The sequence below is a fragment of the Streptomyces sp. LUP30 genome (assembly GCF_001746365.1).
Classification (GTDB): Bacteria; Actinomycetota; Actinomycetes; order Streptomycetales; family Streptomycetaceae; genus Streptomyces.
Genome location: NZ_MJAJ01000024.1, coordinates 44,457 through 61,826, shown reverse-complemented (window position 1 = coordinate 61,826; position 17,370 = coordinate 44,457). Strand labels below are relative to the sequence as shown.

Here is a 17,370-nt window from a genome sequence, read left to right as displayed (position 1 = left end):
GCGAGCAGTACTAAGGGGTTCCCCAGTTCCCGTGGGCCGATGATGTTCGGGCCCGGCCACGAGGCCGTCCACGGTCAGGAGACACCTCATGAGTTCCCTCTCTCGGCAACATCACGGCTACCGCCGGACGATGTCCGCCGGTGAGTGGCTCTATCACGGCCTGGCTCCTCGTCACGCGAACATGGTCCAGTACGTGGTGGAGGGCACGGGGACGCTGGATGAGCGACGGCTGGCCGAGGCTGTGACCCGCGCTTCGCAGGCCAGTCCCGGGACACGACTGGTGCGCGACGGCCGGCATCTGGTGGACGGCGGTGTCCCGCCGTGCGTCCGGGTCATGGAGGCGGGCTCGTTCGACGGGCGGCTTCTGCACTCGCCCGCGCTCCGGCACCCACTGCGGAGTCCGGGCGCCACGTTCGAGGTCCTTCTCTTCCCGGGCGGCACGGAGGGTTCCGAATCCGCCGGGGAGCGCGCCGCCCTGGTCTTCCGCGCCTCGCACAGCGTCACGGACGCCCGGGGACTGATGCTGTGGGTCGAGGACGTGTTCCGGGTGCTTCAGGGCTCCGAGCCGTCAGGCGCACCGTCCACTCTGAGCAGGGACGAGTTCCTCGAAAGCCTCGACCTGCCCGACGGACTCCCGCCGATCTCCCGGAACGTCGGTGAGTTGGTGTGGCCCTCGCCGCTGGGCCCGGTGCCGCGCAAGCCCTCGGGGACACTCTGGCGCCGTCGGTCGGTCGACGGAAGCCACCCGGCGGCGACGGCGAAGGTGGCCGCAGCGGTGGCCGGGATGTACGGCCCGGACGGCGCCGGCCGCTTCCTGGTCCCCGTCGACCTGCGCCGGCACGCACCCGAGATCCGCTCCACGGCCTGGCTGTCGCAGGCGTTCGTGCTGGACGTCGCCGCCGGAGACAGCTGGCAGGAGGTACACGGACGGGCCCTCAAGGCACTCGCCGACGGCGCGGAGCTGGCGGTGCGCACCGATCCCAAGATGCTGAAGACCCCGCTGCCACTGATCCGGGCGTTCTCCTCGGCTGTCGGCCGGGCGGCCGCGCGGAAGAACCGCTGCTCGGCGCTGTCCCTCGTCACCCATCTGGGGATCCACGACCTGGCGTCCTTCGATTGCGACGGCTTCACGGCAACGGCGCTGTACGCGCTGGGTGCTACGGGCCCCGGGGCCCCACCCTCGATCGACATGATCGAGAGCGACGGCCGTACCGAGGTAACCGTGACCTGGCAGGACGGGCCGGGTGTCGCCGAGCGGGCGCAGACGCTGCTGGACGTGGTCGAGGAGGCTCTGTCGCCCCGGAAGAACCGCGTGTGGCCGGGTAACGACACTGCTCTTGCACTGGATTCGGACGCTTCGGTGGTGCAGCGCTTCCGTGAAAAGGTGCGGCGCACACCGGACCGTATCGCTCTCAGCGGGCCCGAAGGTCCGGTCACCTACGCGGAGTTGAGCCGACGGGCCGACGCGGTGGCCAGGACGCTGCGGGACCGGGGCGCGGGTCCGGGGACGGTGGTGGGGCTGCTCGCCGACCGCTCGGTGGCCCTGGTGGCGGGCATCTGGGGGGTCTTGCGGGCCGGCGCCTGCTACCTGCCCCTGGACGCGCAGCACCCGGACGCCCGGCTCTCGGGCCTGCTGACGGATGCCGGGGCGGCGTACTGCCTGGTGGAGGAGGCGTACGGGCAACGACCGGTCGTACCGCCAGGGTGCGAGCAGCTGGCGCTGGGCCGGCTCACCGCCGTTCCCGGCCCGGAGCGCGACGGTGAACCGCTCTTCCAGGACGCCGAGGCGTCCCCGGACGACCTGGCGTATGTGATCTACACCTCCGGCTCGACCGGCCGCCCCAAGGGAGTGCAGATCGAGCACCGCAGTCTGGTGCACTACGTCGACTGGGCCACCCGGGAGTTCGGGGTGGACGCGGACACCCGGCTGCCGCTGATCACCTCACCGTCGTTCGACGTCACGGGCACCTCCGTCTTCCTGCCGCTGCTGGCCGGCGGTGAAGTCGTCCTGATGCCGCAGGAGCCGAGCCACCTGTCGCTGCGGCGGTTGCTGCAGACCTCCGGCGCCACCATGCTCAATCTGACGCCGTCCCACCTGGACCTGATCGGGCAGCTCGACATCTCGCCGGCCGGCTACCGAAGCGTGGTCGTCGTCGGCGAGCAACTGCGGGTGGAGGTCGCCGCCCGCGCCCAGGAGATGTTCGGGCCGCAGTGCCGGATCATCAATCTCTACGGTCCCACCGAGGCGACGATCGGCTGCACCGCCCATACCTTCAGGGCCCGCGAGGACACCGGCATCGCGGTGCCCATCGGGGTACCGGCGGACAACACCACGGTGCATCTCCTGGACGAGGGCCGTCGCTTCGTGGCGCCGGGGGACGTCGGGGAGATGTACCTGGGCGGTGTGCAACTGGCCCGTGGATACCTGGGCCGTCCCGATCTGGACCGGGAACGCTTCGTCCGTCTCGCCGACGGCAGTCGTGTCTACCGGACCGGTGACCTGGCCCGCGTCATGCCGTCGGGCGGCCTCGAGTTCGTCGGACGCATCGATGACCAGGTGAAGGTGCGAGGCCACCGGGTCGAGCCGGCCGAGGTGGCGCAGACGCTGGAGGGCCATCCGGGAGTGACCCGGGCTGTGGTGATCGCGAAGGCCCGGCCGGGGAGCGCCTCGAAGGCGTTGTACGCGTACGTGGTGACCGGTCCTGATCCGGATGAACAGGAGTCCTTGGTCGAAGAGTTGACCACATACGTCACGGAGCGGCTGCCTCGGTACATGGTTCCCGCGGCGATCCTGGCGCTCCCGGAACTCCCTTACACGGTGAGCGGGAAGGTCGACACGAAGGCGCTTCCGGACGCCTTCGTGGCGGCTGGAGCCGATGCGGACCCGATGGCGGCCCCGGAGGGGCCCATGGACCCGGTGGAGGAGGCGGTGGCCGAGGTGTGGTCCCGCACCCTCGGGGTGGAGCGCTCCAGGCTGGAAGGCCGCTCGGACTTCCACCAGTTGGGCGGGGACTCGTTGTCCCTGCTCGCCATGATCGCCGGGGTGTGCCGGGCCGTACTGGACACCGAACGAGAGGAGGTGTTCATGGCGGAACTGGCACAGATCGTCGGGGAGCCGACGCTGGACCAGGTGGTCAGGTTGTGCCGGAAGGCGGCGGGGGCGCACAGCCCGGCGCCGGTCGCGGAGTGAGCCGCGGCGGGGGCGGGCGCGCCGGCGGCGGACCGAACTGGATTCCGAGGAGCATATGACCGCCCTCGGCATGCCGGGCCTCGGCGCCACGCTCACCCGCCAGGTGAAGGACGGCGACCCCGACCCGTCGGGCACGGTGTTCGTGGAAACCCGGCCGGCGTGGTGCGACTCGGTCTGGAGTACCTCGCCGAACAACCGGTCCGCGCTGCGCTAGCATGCCTCAATCGCGCGAGCAATCACTCCCGTCCTTACGTATACGTATAAGACAGCGAACCAGTTGGTCTCGGACGGCCTGACGTGGATGAGTGGCACCCACCCATTGGCTCACTTGCATCGCTCCGGTCGTGCGGCGCCTTTACCGTTTGCCCTAACATGCCCAGCGCGAGTATCCGGAGCGGCCAGTGGTCGACCACCTTGTTCCCCCTTGTCACGCCGGGGAACGAGCCGCCGAGGACACGTCCGATGTCCTTCGTGCCTTCGTCCGGGCCGCAGAGTCCACCCAGGCGTCCAGCGGCCACCACAATCGCAACTATGTGCTGCCGCTGACGGACGAGGCGGGCCGACGGCTGGGCCGTGAGGCGGGCACGCCTGTGACCGTGCGCATCCGGCGGCAGGACGCGCTGCCCGTGGTGATCAGGACCTGGCAGAACGAGGCGGCGATCCTCGACGCCCTCCAGGGTGTCCTGCCCCACGCCCCCGCCTGCCTGGTCAGGACGCCGGACTACTCGGTCCACAGCTATGTGGAAGGCGTGCCGCTCTCCACCATCTGCGGAAACGGTAAGCCTGTCGACACCCTGCTGATGAGGGCGCTGGCCGAGCTGCTGGCCCAGATGACCCAGGTGCGTCTGTCGGCGCTGCCGCCCCTGCCGAGGTCGTGGCCCGCCAACCACAGCGACAGCCAGACCTTCCTGAAGCATCTGGCCCATCTCGCCGACGCGGAGATCCGCAAGCCGAACTGGGACGAGTTCGGCGGGCTGTTCAAGGCGTTGGGAGTCTCCGACGACGCGCTGCTCCGGCTGGCCGAGCGGGTGCCGGCCATGACCCGGCGGCCGTACAGCCTGCTCCACGCGGATCTGCACCGGGACAACCTGATCGTCTCGTACAACGGCGACCCGCCGCTCGTCTGCGTCGACTGGGAGCTCGCGACGTACGGCGACCCCCTGCACGACCTCGCCACCCACCTCGTGCGCATGCGGTACCCGGACCACCAGTGGGACGCGGTGATCGGGGCATGGGCGGAAGCCATGCGGGAGTGCCGGCCCAGCGCGGTCAAGGGGCTCGCCAGGGATCTGCGCCACTACCTCGATTTCGAGCGGGCGCAGTCCCTCTATCCCGACGTCATGCGGGCCGCGCGGTCCCTACTCGAGTCGTTCACCCAGAAGAGCCTGGACGAGGCGACGGTGGAGGTGGGCCGGGCGCTGCGGGAGGCGGCGGAGCCCCTGCGGCTCAGGAACGTCCCGACGAACGACGAGATCGGGCGCGCTCTGTTCCGGTGGCTTGCGTCGCGGGGCGACGGGGCGGTGAGCGGCCGGGGCTGGATCATGAAGGCCTTCGGCTGGCAGCCGGATCCGCGGCTTGCCGAGAACCCCCGGTTCCCGGCGTCCGCCGTGCGGGAGGCGCTGCTCGCGGAGGGAGCCGCTCCGGCGCACCGGGTCTTCAAGGGGACCGCGCACCTCAACTCCGTGGTCCGGGTGCAGGGGACACGCACCCCCGTGGTCGTGCGCCGCAAACTGCCCGACGTCTCGCGCCGGGAGCCCAAGTACCTGAGCGAGCACGCCGTCCTGCAGGCAATCCAGGAGTCGCGGGTCCGGGTGGCGGCGCCGGAGGTCCTCGCCCTGGGCGTGAGCTATCCGGACGACCAGCTCAGCATCCACACCTACGTGGGCACCCACATCGACCGGGCGCCCGTCCACCCGGTGAACGGCCTGCTGCCGCACGAGGCGGACGCACTCGTCGACCAGCTGTGCGAACTGACCCGGGTGGACCATGCGTTGATCGATCCGCAGGCCGGTCACGTCGATTTCTGCGAGTGGCTGAAGGAACAGCTGGTCGGTCTGGTCCGGGACCTGCCGAAGAAGTCGCTGCAACTGGCCCGCACGCTGGGGCTGCCCGACGAACGGCGGCTGCGGGAGATCCTGTCGGGGCACCGGGTGGGCCATCGGGCGCCGGCCCTGCTGCACGGCGACCTCAACCCGTGGAACCTGGTGCGCCGCGACGACGCCCTGGCGCTGACGATCATCGACTGGGAGATGGCCCTGGTCGGCGACCCGCTCTACGACCTGGTCCGGCACATGCATCTCACGCCGACGAAGCCGGAGATCAGGGAGCGGATGTTCCTCCGCTGGCAGCGGCGGCTGGCCCCGGAGTACACCCGGGACTGGGGGAAGGACTGGGTCGTCTACCGCCGGATCGAGATCGTCCGCTCCGCGTACATCGACCTCGACCGACTGGCGACCGGGTCGAGTCTGGACGCGCCCAACGTCCGCCGGGCCGTCAACTCCTACGCCGACACCCTCGCGGCCGCCACCGCTTGCCTCGGTCTCTCCGTCCCGGCGACCGCGAACCCCTACCTTGCCCGGGCACTGGCCTGAGGCGATCACGGTGCCATGGAACGCAGGTCGGACCGGGGCCGGCCGGGTCGACGCCCTCCTGGCGTCGGACGCGCGGGGGGCGGGCGTATGCGCGGCGGGGAGCGGGACGACGGGTGAGGGCGGTGCGCTCCTCGGCCTGGCCGGCCTCTTGCCGTACGACACCCTGAACGGGGCTGGCCGTGCGACTCCTCGGCGCCGCCCCGACTCGCGACCGGCGGCGCCCTGGTGGCCGTCCGCGGCGCCGCGGCACGCCGTGCCCGGCGGCCCGTAGGCTCGCTCCATGAGCGAGACCGGGCTGCGTGAGCGCAAGAAGCAGCGGATGTACCAGGCCGTGTCGGAGGTCGCCGTCCGGATGTTCCTGGAGCGGGGTTTCGACGCGGTGTCCGTCGCCGAGGTCGCCGCGGCCGCGGAGATCTCCAAGCCGACCCTCTTCCGCTACTTCCCGGCGAAGGAGGATCTGGTGCTGCACCAGATCGCCGATCACGAGCAGGAGGCGGCGCGGGTCGTCGTCGCGGGCCGGGCCGGGGGCGTCGCGCCGCTGGCCGCCCTGCGCCGGCACTTCCTGGCCGGGCTGGCCGCGGACGATCCCGTCACCGGGCTCAACGACCACCCCCAGGTGCGGGCGTTCTACAACCTCCTCTACGGCACCCCGTCGCTGGTCGCCCGCCTGTACGGCTATCTGGAGCGTTCGGAGGCCGCCCTCGCCGAGGCCCTCTCGGACGACCTGCCCACCGCCCTCGACGCCCGGCTGGCGGCCGGCCAGATCGTCGCCGTCCGGCGGATCCTCGCGGAGGAGAACTGGCGGCGGGTGGCGGCCGGGGAGCGGCCGGCGGAGGTGCGGGCGGATGCGGTGGCCGCGGCGGAGCGGGCCTTCGACGCGCTGGCGACGGGGCTGCCACGGCTCGCCTGACCCGCGTGGAGCGACAGCGCTCGACGGCCACCATGCCTCAGACCCGGTGAAGCCCGGTAAAAAATGTAACTCGGTAACGTTATTGGTTATCCTTGCCCTATGACGGCACCCGAGCGCGCCCCCCAGGACTCCGCCGACCCCGCCCCTGACCCGGCCCCGAACCCGGCCCCGGCCCCGGACGCGGACGCGGACCCACGGGGCCTCGTCGCCGCCCTGCGTCTCGAACGCGCCCACCACGACGCCTGCCGGACCGCGTTCACCGCCATGGTCGCGGGCGCCGACCTCCAGGTCGTCACCGGCGAGGACGTGTCCGCCTCCGGCGCCGACGCCGAAGTCCTCGGCTACCAGCTGCGCAGCCACGCCAAGGCCCTTCACGAACTGCCCGAGGGCCCCCTGTTCTTCGGCCGGCTGGACTTCGCGCACGGCACCGGCGGCGAGCACGAGGGGCTCGCCCACCACATCGGCCGGCTGCGCATCAGCGAGCACCCGGCCGCCCCGCCCCTCGTCGTGGACTGGCGCGCACCCGTCTCCCGCGCCTTCTACCAGGCGAGCGCCCGCGACCCGCAGGGCGTCGCCGTACGGCGACGGTTCGGCTGGGCCCCCGGCAGCCGGGGCGACTCCGCCGACCTCACCGGCCTGGAGGACGAGCGCCTCGACGCCGGCGAGCACCCGGCCGGGCCCGGGCGCGGGTCCGTGGCGCAGGACGGCGGCATCGTCGCCCGCGAGATCGAACGGCCGCGGGTCGGCCCCATGCGGGACATCGCCGCGACCATCCAGCCCGAGCAGGACGACCTCGTACGCGGCGACCTCACCGCGTCGGTGTGCGTGCAGGGCGCCCCCGGCACCGGCAAGACCGCCGTCGGCCTGCATCGGGCCGCCTACCTGCTCTACACCCACCCGCGGCGCATCCAGCGCGGCGGACTGCTGATCCTCGGCCCCAACCGTGCCTTCCTCACCTACATCGCGGAGGTGCTGCCCGCCCTCGGCGAGACCGGAGTACGGCAGTCCACCCTGCCCGACGAGATCGGCCGTCACCGGGCGACCGGAACGGACCCCGACCGCACCGCCGCCGTCAAACACGACGCCCGGATGGCCGAGGTGCTGCGCCGCGCGGTGTACGGGCGGGTGACGGCCGAACGCGCAGAGGACCTGTCCGTCCCGGAGGGCTCCTGCCGCTGGCGCGTCGGGGCCCGTGCGCTGGCGGAGATCGTCGCGGGCGTGCTCGCCGAGGCGCCGCCCTACGAGTCCGGCCGCGAGCGGGTGCGCAGCCGGATCGTCCGCCGGATCCAGGAGCAGGTCGAACGCCGGAGCGGGCCGCGCCCCGTCTCCTGGACCCGCCGGATCGAACGGGCGCGGCCCGTGAGCGCCTGCGTGGAAGCGGTCTGGCCCAAGCTGCGCCCCGAGGAGGTCGTCGCCGGACTCCTCACGGACGCCGAGGCGTTGGCGCGGGCGGGGGACGGACTCCTGGACCCGGACGAGCAGCGCGCCCTGCTCTGGCCGCGGCCGCCCCGCTCCCCGAAGTCGGCGCGCTGGTCGACGGCCGACCTCGTCCTGCTCGACGAAGTGGCCGGCCTCCTGGAGCACCCCCGGGGATACGGCCATGTCGTCGTCGACGAGGCTCAGGACCTCTCACCGATGGAGTGCCGCGCCGTCGCCCGCCGGGTCCGCTTCGGCTCGCTCACCGTCCTCGGCGACCTGGCGCAGGGCACCACCCCGTGGGCGGCCGCCTCGTGGCCGGTGCAGATGACCCACCTGGGCAAGCCGAACGCCACGATCGTCCCGCTGACCACGGGCTTCCGCGTGCCGGCCGCCGTGCTCGCCCTCGCGGACCGCGTCCTGGACCGCCTCGACGTCGACGTGCCGCGGGCCGACTCGTTGCGCCGGGACGGCGAACTGCGCGTCCGGCGGGCGAACGGCGACCTGTACGCCGTCGTCGTCGCCGCCGTGCGCGACGCGCTCGCCCACGAGGGCTCGGTCGGCGTCATCGCGGCGGACCAGCAGGCGGCCGCGGTGCGCGAGGCCCTGACCACGGCCGGCCTGCCGTCCTGCGGGCCGGACGAGCAGGCCGGCCGGGTGACGGTCGTTCCCGCGACCCTCGCCAAGGGCCTGGAGTACGACCACGTCGTCGCCGTCGAACCGGCGGCCGTCGCGGAAGCGGAACAACGCGGACCGAACCGCCTGTACGTGGTGCTCACCCGCGCGGTGACCCGCCTGGAGATCGTCCACGAACGCCCCCTGCCCTGGGACCAGTGAGCCCCATGGCACCCTCCGCATGCCCCTTCGGAGTTACGGCGGAGGGGTGACGGGGGGATCCTGGACGTGATGCTGCTCTTCCTCGACGTCGACGGGACGCTCATCCCGTTCGGAGCCACGGACCCCTACCCCGAGTACGGACCTCCGTCGCCCGCGCACCCTCTCCTGGCCCGGCTCGACCCGTCCCTCGGCCCCCGGCTTCTCGCGCTGGGATGCGAGTTGACCTGGGCGACGACCTGGCTGGAGGACGCGAACACGCTCCTCGCACCCCGGCTCGGCCTGCCCACGCTGCCGGTCGCGGACTGGCCCGACGAGGACCGGCCCGACGAGGACTGGCCGGACGAGGATGAGCCCCCGGCCGACGGCGTCCACTGGAAGACGCGGCCCCTGGTGTCCTTGGCCGCAGGCAGACCGTTCGTCTGGCTCGACGACGAGATCACCGACGCCGACCGCGACTGGGTGGCCGCCCATCACCCAGCCCCGGCGCTGCTGCACCGCGTCCACCCCGCCCGAGCCCTCCAGGGCGCGGACCTCGCGGCGGTGACGGAGTGGATCGCGGACCGGTGAGGGTGGAGTGTGCGGGCGCGCCCCGTCCCGCCGGCGTGGTGACGGGCTCAGGCGTCCGCAGGTGAGGCGTTCAGGGCGGCCGGGTCGAAGCAGGCTTCGACCCGGATGTCGGCGGCGAGCGACTCCGCGACCGACCCGGGCGAGGCCGGTCGGCAGGTCGTCGCAGGCGATGCGCTCGGCTGCCTGGGAGGCACCTGTGCTCGGCCGGGCTCCGACGGATCGGTGGACCGTCTCCGGTGAAACGTCGGCGGCCCGCAGGAGCCCTGCACCGCCGCCTCAGGCGGTCTTGTCAGACCTGCCGTCTATCTTCTGCCCATGACATCGAGAGACCTTGCTCTGTTCGATCAGGCATGGGACCGGTTCGAGTCGTGGCTGGCCGCCCGGTCGCCGGCGGATCACGCCGCACTCCGACCGCCGGCGACGGGCGCCGAGCTCGCCGAGCTGGAGAAGCAGCTGGGCTTCGTCCTGCATCCCGAGCTCAGGCGGCTGCTGGAGCGGCGGAACGGTGTCGTCGAGCCCGAGCGGAACAGCGGACCCGAGCCGGGGGTCTTCCCGGCCGGCAACATCCTGCCGCTGGGCCACCGGCTCGCCTCGACGGCTGAGATCGCATCGATGCACGAGATCCTCGTGGACGTCGGCGAGGACAACGCTGAGGCCGATCTGTGGGACGAGGAGGACCTCGCCGGCCATCTGCACCTCTGTGTGCCGTTCGCGCTCCCCAACGACGGAGGCGTCGCGTTCGTCGACCACCGGCCCGGGCCCACGTACGGGCACGTGTACGAGATGGGCATCGGCTCCGGCGATCTGGAGGGCACCCTCTGGGGCTCGAGCCTGACCGGGTTCGTCCGCGCCGTGACGGACGCTCTGGAGACGGGCGCCCCGTTCAGGTACTACTGGCCCGTCACCTTCGAGCATGCCTCCGGCAGGACCTGCATCGAGTGGGACATCCGCTCATAGACCGGATCGCGGACGGGCCCCTGGGCCGTTGCCGAGCGCGAGTCTGGCGGCCACGGCGTCGAGGACCCAGTCCAGCCCGGTCGTGAAGGACGTCTCGGCGTCCACGTCCGTGCCGTCGTGCACGGCTTTGGCCAGTGCCGGGAAGCGGCCCGTGGCCAGCATTCTCGTCACATGCGGGCCGGAGGCGCGCTGCCAGTCGCGCTTGGACAGGCCCGTGGCGCGCTCGGCCCGCAGGTTCGCGATCTCGCGCCTGATCGCGCCGGTGAAGTAGGCGCTGACGGTCTCCACGGCGCGCATGGCGGTGTCGACGTCGGCGAGGCCGTCGAGCGCGGCCAGCTTGGCCTCGGTCACGGCGAGGCCGTTCGGCCCGAGGGTCGGGCGGCCGCCGAGCAGGTCGGCCAGCCATTCGTGGCGGAGAGCGGTCTGCCGGGTGCGGTGGGCGAGGACGCGCAGCGCCTCCCGCCAGTCACCGGGCTGCTGCCCCGAGCCGTCGGGGAGGATCTCGGCCTGGACCTCGTCCACCATGAGGTCGAACAGCTCCTCCTTGGTGGAGATGTATCCGTACAGCCGCATCGGGCCTGCGTTCAGCCGTGCGGCGACCTTGCGCAACGACACCGCCTCCAGCCCGCCCGCGTCGGCCAGCGCGACGGCGGCGGCGACGATCTGCTCCCGGTCGAGCGGCACAGGGCGAGTCGGCGGCTCGGGCCGGTCCCACACAGTCATGGTCACACCGTACTCTTGCGATACACCGTCCTATGACAATACGGTGTATCGACATGAGGCATCGCATCGCAGTGGTCGGGAGCGGTCCCGGCGGTCTGACCTTCGCCCGTGTCCTGCACCGCCATGGCCACCCCGTCACCGTCCTCGAAAGCGATCCCGCCCCCGATGCGCGTCCTCCGGGCGGCACCCTGGACCTGCACGAAGGGCTGGGCCAGCTCGCACTGGACAAGGCGGGACTGCTGCCGCAGTTCCGGCAGCTGTCCCGTCCCGAGGGACAGGCCATGCGCATCCTGGACACGGCCGGGACCGTCCTGCGCGACTGGCGCCCCCGTCCCGACGACCGGGCCAATCCCGAGATCGACCGCGGGCAACTGCGTGACCTGCTGCTCGGCTCTCTCGACGTCCGGTGGGGGCGGGGCGTGTCGCGGGTGACGCCGGGGACCGGGGACGGCGTACTGGTCCATTTCGCGGACGGGCGGCAGGAGTCGTTCGACCTCGTGGTCGGCGCGGACGGCGCCTGGTCCCGGGTCCGCCCCGCAGTCACCTCGGTGACGCCGCGCTACACCGGCATCACCGTGGTCGAGACCTCCCTGGACGACGTCGACACCCGCCACCCCGACCTCGCCCGGTTGATCGGCGACGGTTCCGTCGCCGTGTACGGCCCGAACCGGAGCCTCGTCGCGCAGCGCAACAGCGGCGGCCACGTCAAGGTGTACGCCCGGTTCCGCGCGCCGCTGGACTGGCACGCGAACCTGGATCCGGCCGACGTCGAGGCCGTGCGATCGAGCCTGCTGGCACTGTTCGACGGCTGGGCCGCTCCCGTCCTGGACCTCCTCCGCCACGGCGCGGCCTTCGCCCACCGTCCGCTCCACGTCCTGCCCGTGGGCCACACCTGGACCCATGTCCCCGGAGTGACGCTCCTGGGCGACGCCGCCCATCTGATGCCCCCGTTGGGGGTGGGCGCGAACCTCGCGATGCTGGAAGGCGCCGAACTCGCCGAGGCCATCGCCGTCGGCCCGGGCGCCGACGTCGACGCCGGCCCCCGACGTCTGGACGACGTCGTCCGTGCCTTCGAGGAGCGGATGTGGGCGCGCGCCGCCAAGTGGGCCGAGATCACGACGGCCGGCCTGGAACGCCTGGTGGGCCCGGACCCCGCCGAAGCCCTCGCCCAGTTCGAAGAGGTCCAGCCCTCCTGACCCCCCGGCCGGGGTCGCCGTGTGCGGCCGCCGTGCTCCTCCCGAGTGGTGTGGCGCACTTTTGCAAGCGGGTGCTTGCAATAGTTAGCGCGGGTGGTGCAAGGTGGAGGCATGGCATCGCTCAACGTCGGCAATCTCGGCGAGTATCTGCGCGAGCAGCGGCGCAACGCGCAACTGTCGCTGCGGCAGCTCGCCGACGCCGCCGGAGTGTCCAATCCGTATCTGAGCCAGATCGAGCGTGGGCTGCGCAAGCCGAGCGCGGAGGTGCTGCAGCAGGTCGCCAAGGCGCTGCGGATCTCCGCCGAGACGCTGTACGTCCGGGCCGGCATCCTCGACGCGGAGCGGGACCGGGACGAGGTGGAGACCCGAGCGGTCATCCTCGCCGACCCCACGCTCACCGAGGCGCAGAAGCTGGCGCTGCTCCAGATCTACGAGTCCTTCCGCAAGGAGAACGGGATCGGGAGCGACGGTCGCGGCCACGGCGGCGTGGACGGCGTGGACGGCGTGGACGCCCGCGCGCGGGAGAGCGACGCCGATCCGCAGCAGACGGCCGGTTGACCGGACCAGGGGACCGGCCGCACCGCTGCGGAACCGCACGACCCTCGGCCGAGGGCGCAGTGGACGCACTCGATGTGATCGAGGTGTCCGACGTACTCGGCTCGCACGACGCATACGACGCACACGACCTGTACGACGAACGTCAATCCGGGAGGACCTTCACCATGGCCATCACCGACGACCTGCGCAAGACCCTCAGCGACCCGACTCCGCTCTACTTCGCCGCGGGCACCGCCGACCTGGCCCTCCAGCAGGCGAAGAAGGTGCCCGGCCTGGTCGAGCAGCTGCGCACCGAGGCCCCGGCCCGCCTCGAGGCGGTCCGCAACACCGACCCCAAGACCGTGCAGGAGAAGGCCGGCGCCCGCGCCAAGGAGGCGACCGCCCGCGCCAAGGAGGCGCAGGAATCCCTCCAGTCCAAGGTCACCGACTTCATCAGCACCCTCGACGGCGACATCAAGAAGCTCGGCAGCACCCTCGACGCCGACCTGAAGAAGCTCGGCGAGTCCGCCCAGGACTTCGCGCTGCGCGGTGTCGGCGTCGCCGCCGAGTACGCCGTCAAGGCCCGCGAGACCTACGAGAAGGTCGCCGAGCACGGCGAGCAGGCCGTGCGGACCTGGCGCGGTGAGGCGGCCGAGGAGATCGAGGAGCTGGCGATCGCGGTCGAGCCGAACACCCAGCCGAGCGCCGAGCCGAAGACCGCTCCGGTCCAGGTCAAGGAGACCGCCGCGCCGAAGCCCGCTCCGGCCGCCGTCACCGTGCCCGCCCCGGAGGCGAAGAAGCCCGCCGTCAAGAAGGCTCCGGTGCGCAAGCCCGTCGCGAAGAAGACGACGCCGCCCGCCAAGTGAGACCTGCGGCCGGGAGGGACACGGCTGACAGCGATATCGACATACGGTCACGGGCCGGGCACTGATGCGGTGCCCGGCCCGTTGTACGGGTAGGGGAAGGGCGGTTGCGGGTACCGTGACCGCACAGGACGAGCAGGTCGAGTCGAGACGCGTCGGATCGGGTGGTGGGCGTTGTGCTGATGTCAGGCTTCGCGGGACTGATGTGGCTGCTGTACCTCGCCATGCTGGTCCTCGCCGTGGTGGCTCTGGTGATGGCGGCCGTGTTCCGTGACGACGCCTACCGGGCCGCCGACAAGCAGAACAAGGGCTTCTGGCTGATCATCCTGGGCATCGCGGTCGCGGTGAACCTGCTGGTGCCGATGCTCTTCCTGCAGCTCGCGGGCCTCGTCGCCACGATCGTCTTCTTCGTGGACGTCCGTCCCGCCCTCAGGCAGGTCTCGGGCGGCGGCTGGGGCCGCCGACGCGGCGGAAGCAGCAGCGACGGCCCGTACGGCCCGTACAACGGCGGACGCTAGACCGGAGGGACGGACGGACGGAGGAACCGGGCGGGGCGGACCGGACGGACCTTTCCTCCCTGTCGAACCCGGCGGGCCGGATCCCGGTCAGGGAACCCGGTCCAGCAGGACGACCGCCACGTCGTCCGTCAGCTCGCCCCCGTTGAGCTCACGCACCTCGTTCACCGCGGCCCGCAGCAACGCCTCCCCGCTCAGTCCCTCGGAGAGCTGCCGGCGGATCATCTCCACCATGCCGTCCTGACCCAGCCGCTCCCGGCCCTCGCCGATCCGCCCCTCGATCAGGCCGTCGGTGTACATCATCAGGCTCCACTCGGCCCCCAGCTCGACCTGTGTCCGCGGCCAGCGTGCGCCCGGCAGCAGGCCGAGGGCGGGGCCGTTGTTGTCGTGGGGCAGCAGACGCGCGGGCCGGTCCGGGCGGGCGATCAGCGGCGCGGGATGACCGGCCAGGCACAGGCCCGCCCGGCGGCCGTCGGGCGCGATGTCCACCGTGCACAGGGTCGCGAAGATCTCGTCGTCGTCGCGTTCGTGCTCCAGCACCTGCTGGAGAGTGTTCAGCAACTGGTCCCCGCACAGACCCGCCAGGGTCAGCGCGCGCCAGGCGATGCGCAGCTCCACGCCGAGCGCCGCCTCGTCCGGGCCGTGCCCGCAGACGTCGCCGATCATGGCGTGCACGGTGCCGTCCGGCGTGCGGACGGTGTCGTAGAAGTCGCCGCCGAGCAGCGCGCGCGAGCGGCCGGGGCGGTAGCGGGCGGCGAAGCGCAGCGGTGAGCCTTCGAGGAGGGGCGTGGGCAGCAGGCCGCGCTCCAGCCGGGCGTTCTCCTGCGCGCGCAGCTTGCCCTCGGCGAGCCGCCGCTCGGCCGTGTCGGAACGTCTTCGTTCCACCGCGTAGCGGATCGCGCGGCTCAGCAGCCGGCCGTCCAGCTCGTCCTTGAAGAGGTAGTCCTGGGCGCCCACGCGCACCGCCTCGGCGCCGCGCTGGGCGTCGCCGGACGCGGTGAGCGCGAGCACGGCGTGACGGGGCGCGAGCCGCAGCACATGCCGCAGCACCGCGAGCTCGTCGTCGTCTCCGGCGGCCGCGGAGGCGCGGCCCGGGGCGGGCAGGGCGAGGTCCAGCAGGATGCAGTGGACGTCGTCGGTGAGCAGCCGCTCGGCCTCGGTGAGGTTGCGGGCGGTGCGCACCCGGATGGGCCTGTCGTCGGAGTCGCGCAGGTCGCGGACGATCGGGGCGGCCGTGGGGTCGTCCTCGATCAGGAGCAGGGTGAGGGTGGTGTGGGCCGAGGCCGCGCCGGCGGCGGCCGCGTCGCCACCGCTCGCGCCGGCGGCCCCGACTCCGGTGGCGCTGACTCCGGTCTGGCTCACTCCGGTCGTGCTCACGCCATGGTGGACGCCGTCGGCGGGCGTGGCGTTGAGCGGGGTGTCGCTCTCGGCGGGCGTCGCCTCGTTGCGACCGGCGTCTTCGTTGCGGACGGCTTCTTCCGTGGAGGGACCGCCGACTGCGGGCGCGGCATGCGCCTGACCACTCTCCACGGCCGGGATCGCTCTTTGCCGCGGTACGGGTACGGGCATCGTCTTGGGTTCCTTCCCTCCCCCCGAGGGCTGGCGGGGGCGAGGGACCTCGACCCACCGACCGGGACCATAGCGGCAGAAGGCGTCGCAACGGAATGGTGTGAAGCACGGTGCTTGATCTCTGGCCACTGTCATATGCCGCGTTCCGTACCGCAGTTGGGCACGCCGGGAACCGGGCGGGAATGACGAACGTCACGTCCGCCCCGGGTTTGGGGCGCGGACGAGGGTGTCGTGGGTCACGTGCCTGAGTCACCGACTCGCCGGCCGCGCCCGCCAGGTCACCCGCCCCGGCCGGCGTCTCCGGTCACGCGTCCGGTCGTACGACCCCGAGTATCGGCATCGAACCGGCCCCGGCGAGCGTGACCGTACGGCCCGGGCGCGGGGCGTGGATGATCGAACCGTCGCCCACGTACATCGCCACATGGCTGGCGTCGCTGAAGTAGATGATCAGGTCGCCGGGGCGCATGTCCTCCACCGGCACGTGCGGCAACTGCTGCCACTGCTCCTGCGAGGTGCGCGGCATCGCCCTGCCGGCGCTCTTCCACGCCTCGGAGGTCAGTCCGGAGCAGTCGAAGCTGTCCGGGCCCTCGGCGCCCCACACATACGGCTTGCCGACCTGCGCGGTGGCGAACTGCACGGCCTTCTTGCCCTGCACGGACGCCGCGCTGTCGATCTCGTGGAGGATGCCGGTGTCCAGCCAGGCGGTCTGCGCCTTCTGCGCGGACTGCCGCTCCAGCTCTTCGAGGCGCGCCTTCTCCTTCTTCTCCAGCCGGGATTCGAGCTTCTCGGCCTCCGAGATCTGCTTCTCGATCTTCTTCTGGGCCGCAGCCTTGATCTTGCGGCCCGCCTCCAGCTTCGCCCACTGTGCCGAGGCGTCCTTGGAGTACTGCTCCAAGTCCTGCTGCGTGCGGGTGAGTTGAGTGATCAGGCCCTTGGTCGCGCGTTGGCCCTGGCGCACCCGGCCCGCGCCGTCGAGGAACTCCGACGGGTCGTTGCTCAGCATCAGCTGCGCCTCGTCCGGCAGGCCGCCGGTGCGGTACTGGGCCCGGGCCGCGGCGCCCGCGCGGTCCTTCAGCTCAGCCAGCTTCTGCTGGCCCGCGACGATCTTCTTGGCCAGCTCGACGATCTCCGCCGACTGCTTCTGGGCCGCTTCCTCCGCCGCGTTGTAGGCGTCGGTGGCGACCGCGGCGTCGTGGTACAGCGTCTCGAGCCGGGCGCGGACGGCCTCGAGGTTCTTGTCCGCGGTCGCGGTCGAGGGCAGCGCGGGGGCCTGGGCGCCTGCGGTCGGCGTCGGCGTCGACGTGGTGGTCGGTGCGGGGATCGGGCTCGCGAACGCGGTGCCGGGCGCCCCCAGCACGGTGATCGCGCAGACCACGGCCACAGCCGTCGCGAGCAGGCCGCGCTTGCCCGTTCCCATACCCCGTCCCCCAACCCCTGATTAACCGTCAGTAACTTACGGCGCTCGGGGGATCGTGCCATGTCACAGCCGAAAACGACAG

At 72.2% G+C, this 17,370-nt stretch carries 14 protein-coding genes; 11 read left to right on the top strand and 3 right to left on the bottom strand.

Features of this window, described 5'->3' with window-relative positions; all coding sequences use genetic code 11:
• Window positions 1-88 precede the first annotated feature (88 nt).
• The 7 genes from BG482_RS20940 to BG482_RS20915 all read left to right on the top strand — a co-directional run bounded on the left by BG482_RS20940 (window position 89) and on the right by BG482_RS20915 (window position 10,468).
• A complete protein-coding gene (locus BG482_RS20940; RefSeq protein ID WP_069770587.1) occupies window positions 89-3,190 on the top strand; it encodes a non-ribosomal peptide synthetase in 3,102 nt (1,033 codons plus the stop codon).
• 55 nt (window positions 3,191-3,245) lie between these two features.
• Window positions 3,246-3,404 carry a hypothetical protein gene (locus BG482_RS44060; RefSeq protein ID WP_176741431.1) on the top strand — a complete coding sequence of 53 codons (159 nt, stop codon included), beginning with the start codon at window positions 3,246-3,248 and terminating at the stop codon, window positions 3,402-3,404.
• Between the two features lie 187 nt (window positions 3,405-3,591).
• Complete coding sequence (locus BG482_RS20935) at window positions 3,592-5,781, top strand: phosphotransferase family protein (RefSeq protein ID WP_079141971.1); 2,190 nt, start codon at window positions 3,592-3,594, stop codon at window positions 5,779-5,781.
• Window positions 5,782-6,061: 280 nt separating this feature from the next.
• A complete protein-coding gene (locus BG482_RS20930; protein ID WP_069770586.1) occupies window positions 6,062-6,691 on the top strand; it encodes a TetR family transcriptional regulator in 630 nt (209 codons plus the stop codon).
• A 99-nt stretch (window positions 6,692-6,790) separates the two neighbouring features.
• Window positions 6,791-8,944: an AAA family ATPase gene (locus BG482_RS20925; protein WP_256096422.1), complete on the top strand. Its 2,154-nt coding sequence runs from the start codon at window positions 6,791-6,793 to the stop codon at window positions 8,942-8,944.
• A 69-nt stretch (window positions 8,945-9,013) separates the two neighbouring features.
• Window positions 9,014-9,511: a hypothetical protein gene (locus BG482_RS20920; RefSeq protein WP_069770585.1), complete on the top strand. Its 498-nt coding sequence runs from the start codon at window positions 9,014-9,016 to the stop codon at window positions 9,509-9,511.
• A 315-nt stretch (window positions 9,512-9,826) separates the two neighbouring features.
• Window positions 9,827-10,468 (top strand): SMI1/KNR4 family protein, encoded by a 642-nt coding sequence (locus BG482_RS20915; protein WP_069770584.1) that lies wholly within the window; start codon window positions 9,827-9,829, stop codon window positions 10,466-10,468.
• Here the strand turns inward: BG482_RS20915 and BG482_RS20910 are convergent.
• Window positions 10,463-11,191, bottom strand: coding sequence for a TetR/AcrR family transcriptional regulator (locus tag BG482_RS20910; RefSeq protein WP_069770650.1), 729 nt, complete (start codon window positions 11,189-11,191; stop codon window positions 10,463-10,465). The genes BG482_RS20915 and BG482_RS20910 overlap by 6 nt on opposite strands.
• Before the next feature lie 53 nt (window positions 11,192-11,244).
• Between BG482_RS20910 and BG482_RS20905 the strand changes: the two genes are divergently transcribed.
• From BG482_RS20905 to BG482_RS20890, 4 genes are all read left to right on the top strand, one after another.
• Complete coding sequence (locus BG482_RS20905; RefSeq protein ID WP_069770583.1) at window positions 11,245-12,387, top strand: NAD(P)/FAD-dependent oxidoreductase; 1,143 nt, start codon at window positions 11,245-11,247, stop codon at window positions 12,385-12,387.
• A gap of 111 nt (window positions 12,388-12,498) precedes the next feature.
• Entirely contained in the window at window positions 12,499-12,945 is a 447-nt protein-coding gene (locus tag BG482_RS20900) for a helix-turn-helix domain-containing protein (protein WP_069770582.1), read from the top strand.
• A 164-nt stretch (window positions 12,946-13,109) separates the two neighbouring features.
• The gene (locus tag BG482_RS20895) at window positions 13,110-13,790 is read left to right on the top strand and encodes a hypothetical protein (protein ID WP_069770649.1); all 681 of its coding nucleotides are present in this window, start codon (window positions 13,110-13,112) and stop codon (window positions 13,788-13,790) included.
• A gap of 173 nt (window positions 13,791-13,963) precedes the next feature.
• Window positions 13,964-14,305 (top strand): DUF2516 family protein, encoded by a 342-nt coding sequence (locus BG482_RS20890; RefSeq protein ID WP_069770648.1) that lies wholly within the window; start codon window positions 13,964-13,966, stop codon window positions 14,303-14,305.
• Window positions 14,306-14,392: 87 nt separating this feature from the next.
• On the opposite strand, the gene BG482_RS20885 is transcribed toward BG482_RS20890, so the two are convergent.
• Both BG482_RS20885 and BG482_RS20880 read right to left on the bottom strand, forming a co-directional pair.
• Window positions 14,393-15,871, bottom strand: coding sequence for a PP2C family protein-serine/threonine phosphatase (locus BG482_RS20885; RefSeq protein WP_069770581.1), 1,479 nt, complete (start codon window positions 15,869-15,871; stop codon window positions 14,393-14,395).
• Between the two features lie 304 nt (window positions 15,872-16,175).
• Window positions 16,176-17,288, bottom strand: a complete 1,113-nt coding sequence (locus BG482_RS20880; RefSeq protein WP_069770580.1) for a C40 family peptidase — start codon at window positions 17,286-17,288, stop codon at window positions 16,176-16,178.
• Window positions 17,289-17,370 lie beyond the last annotated feature (82 nt).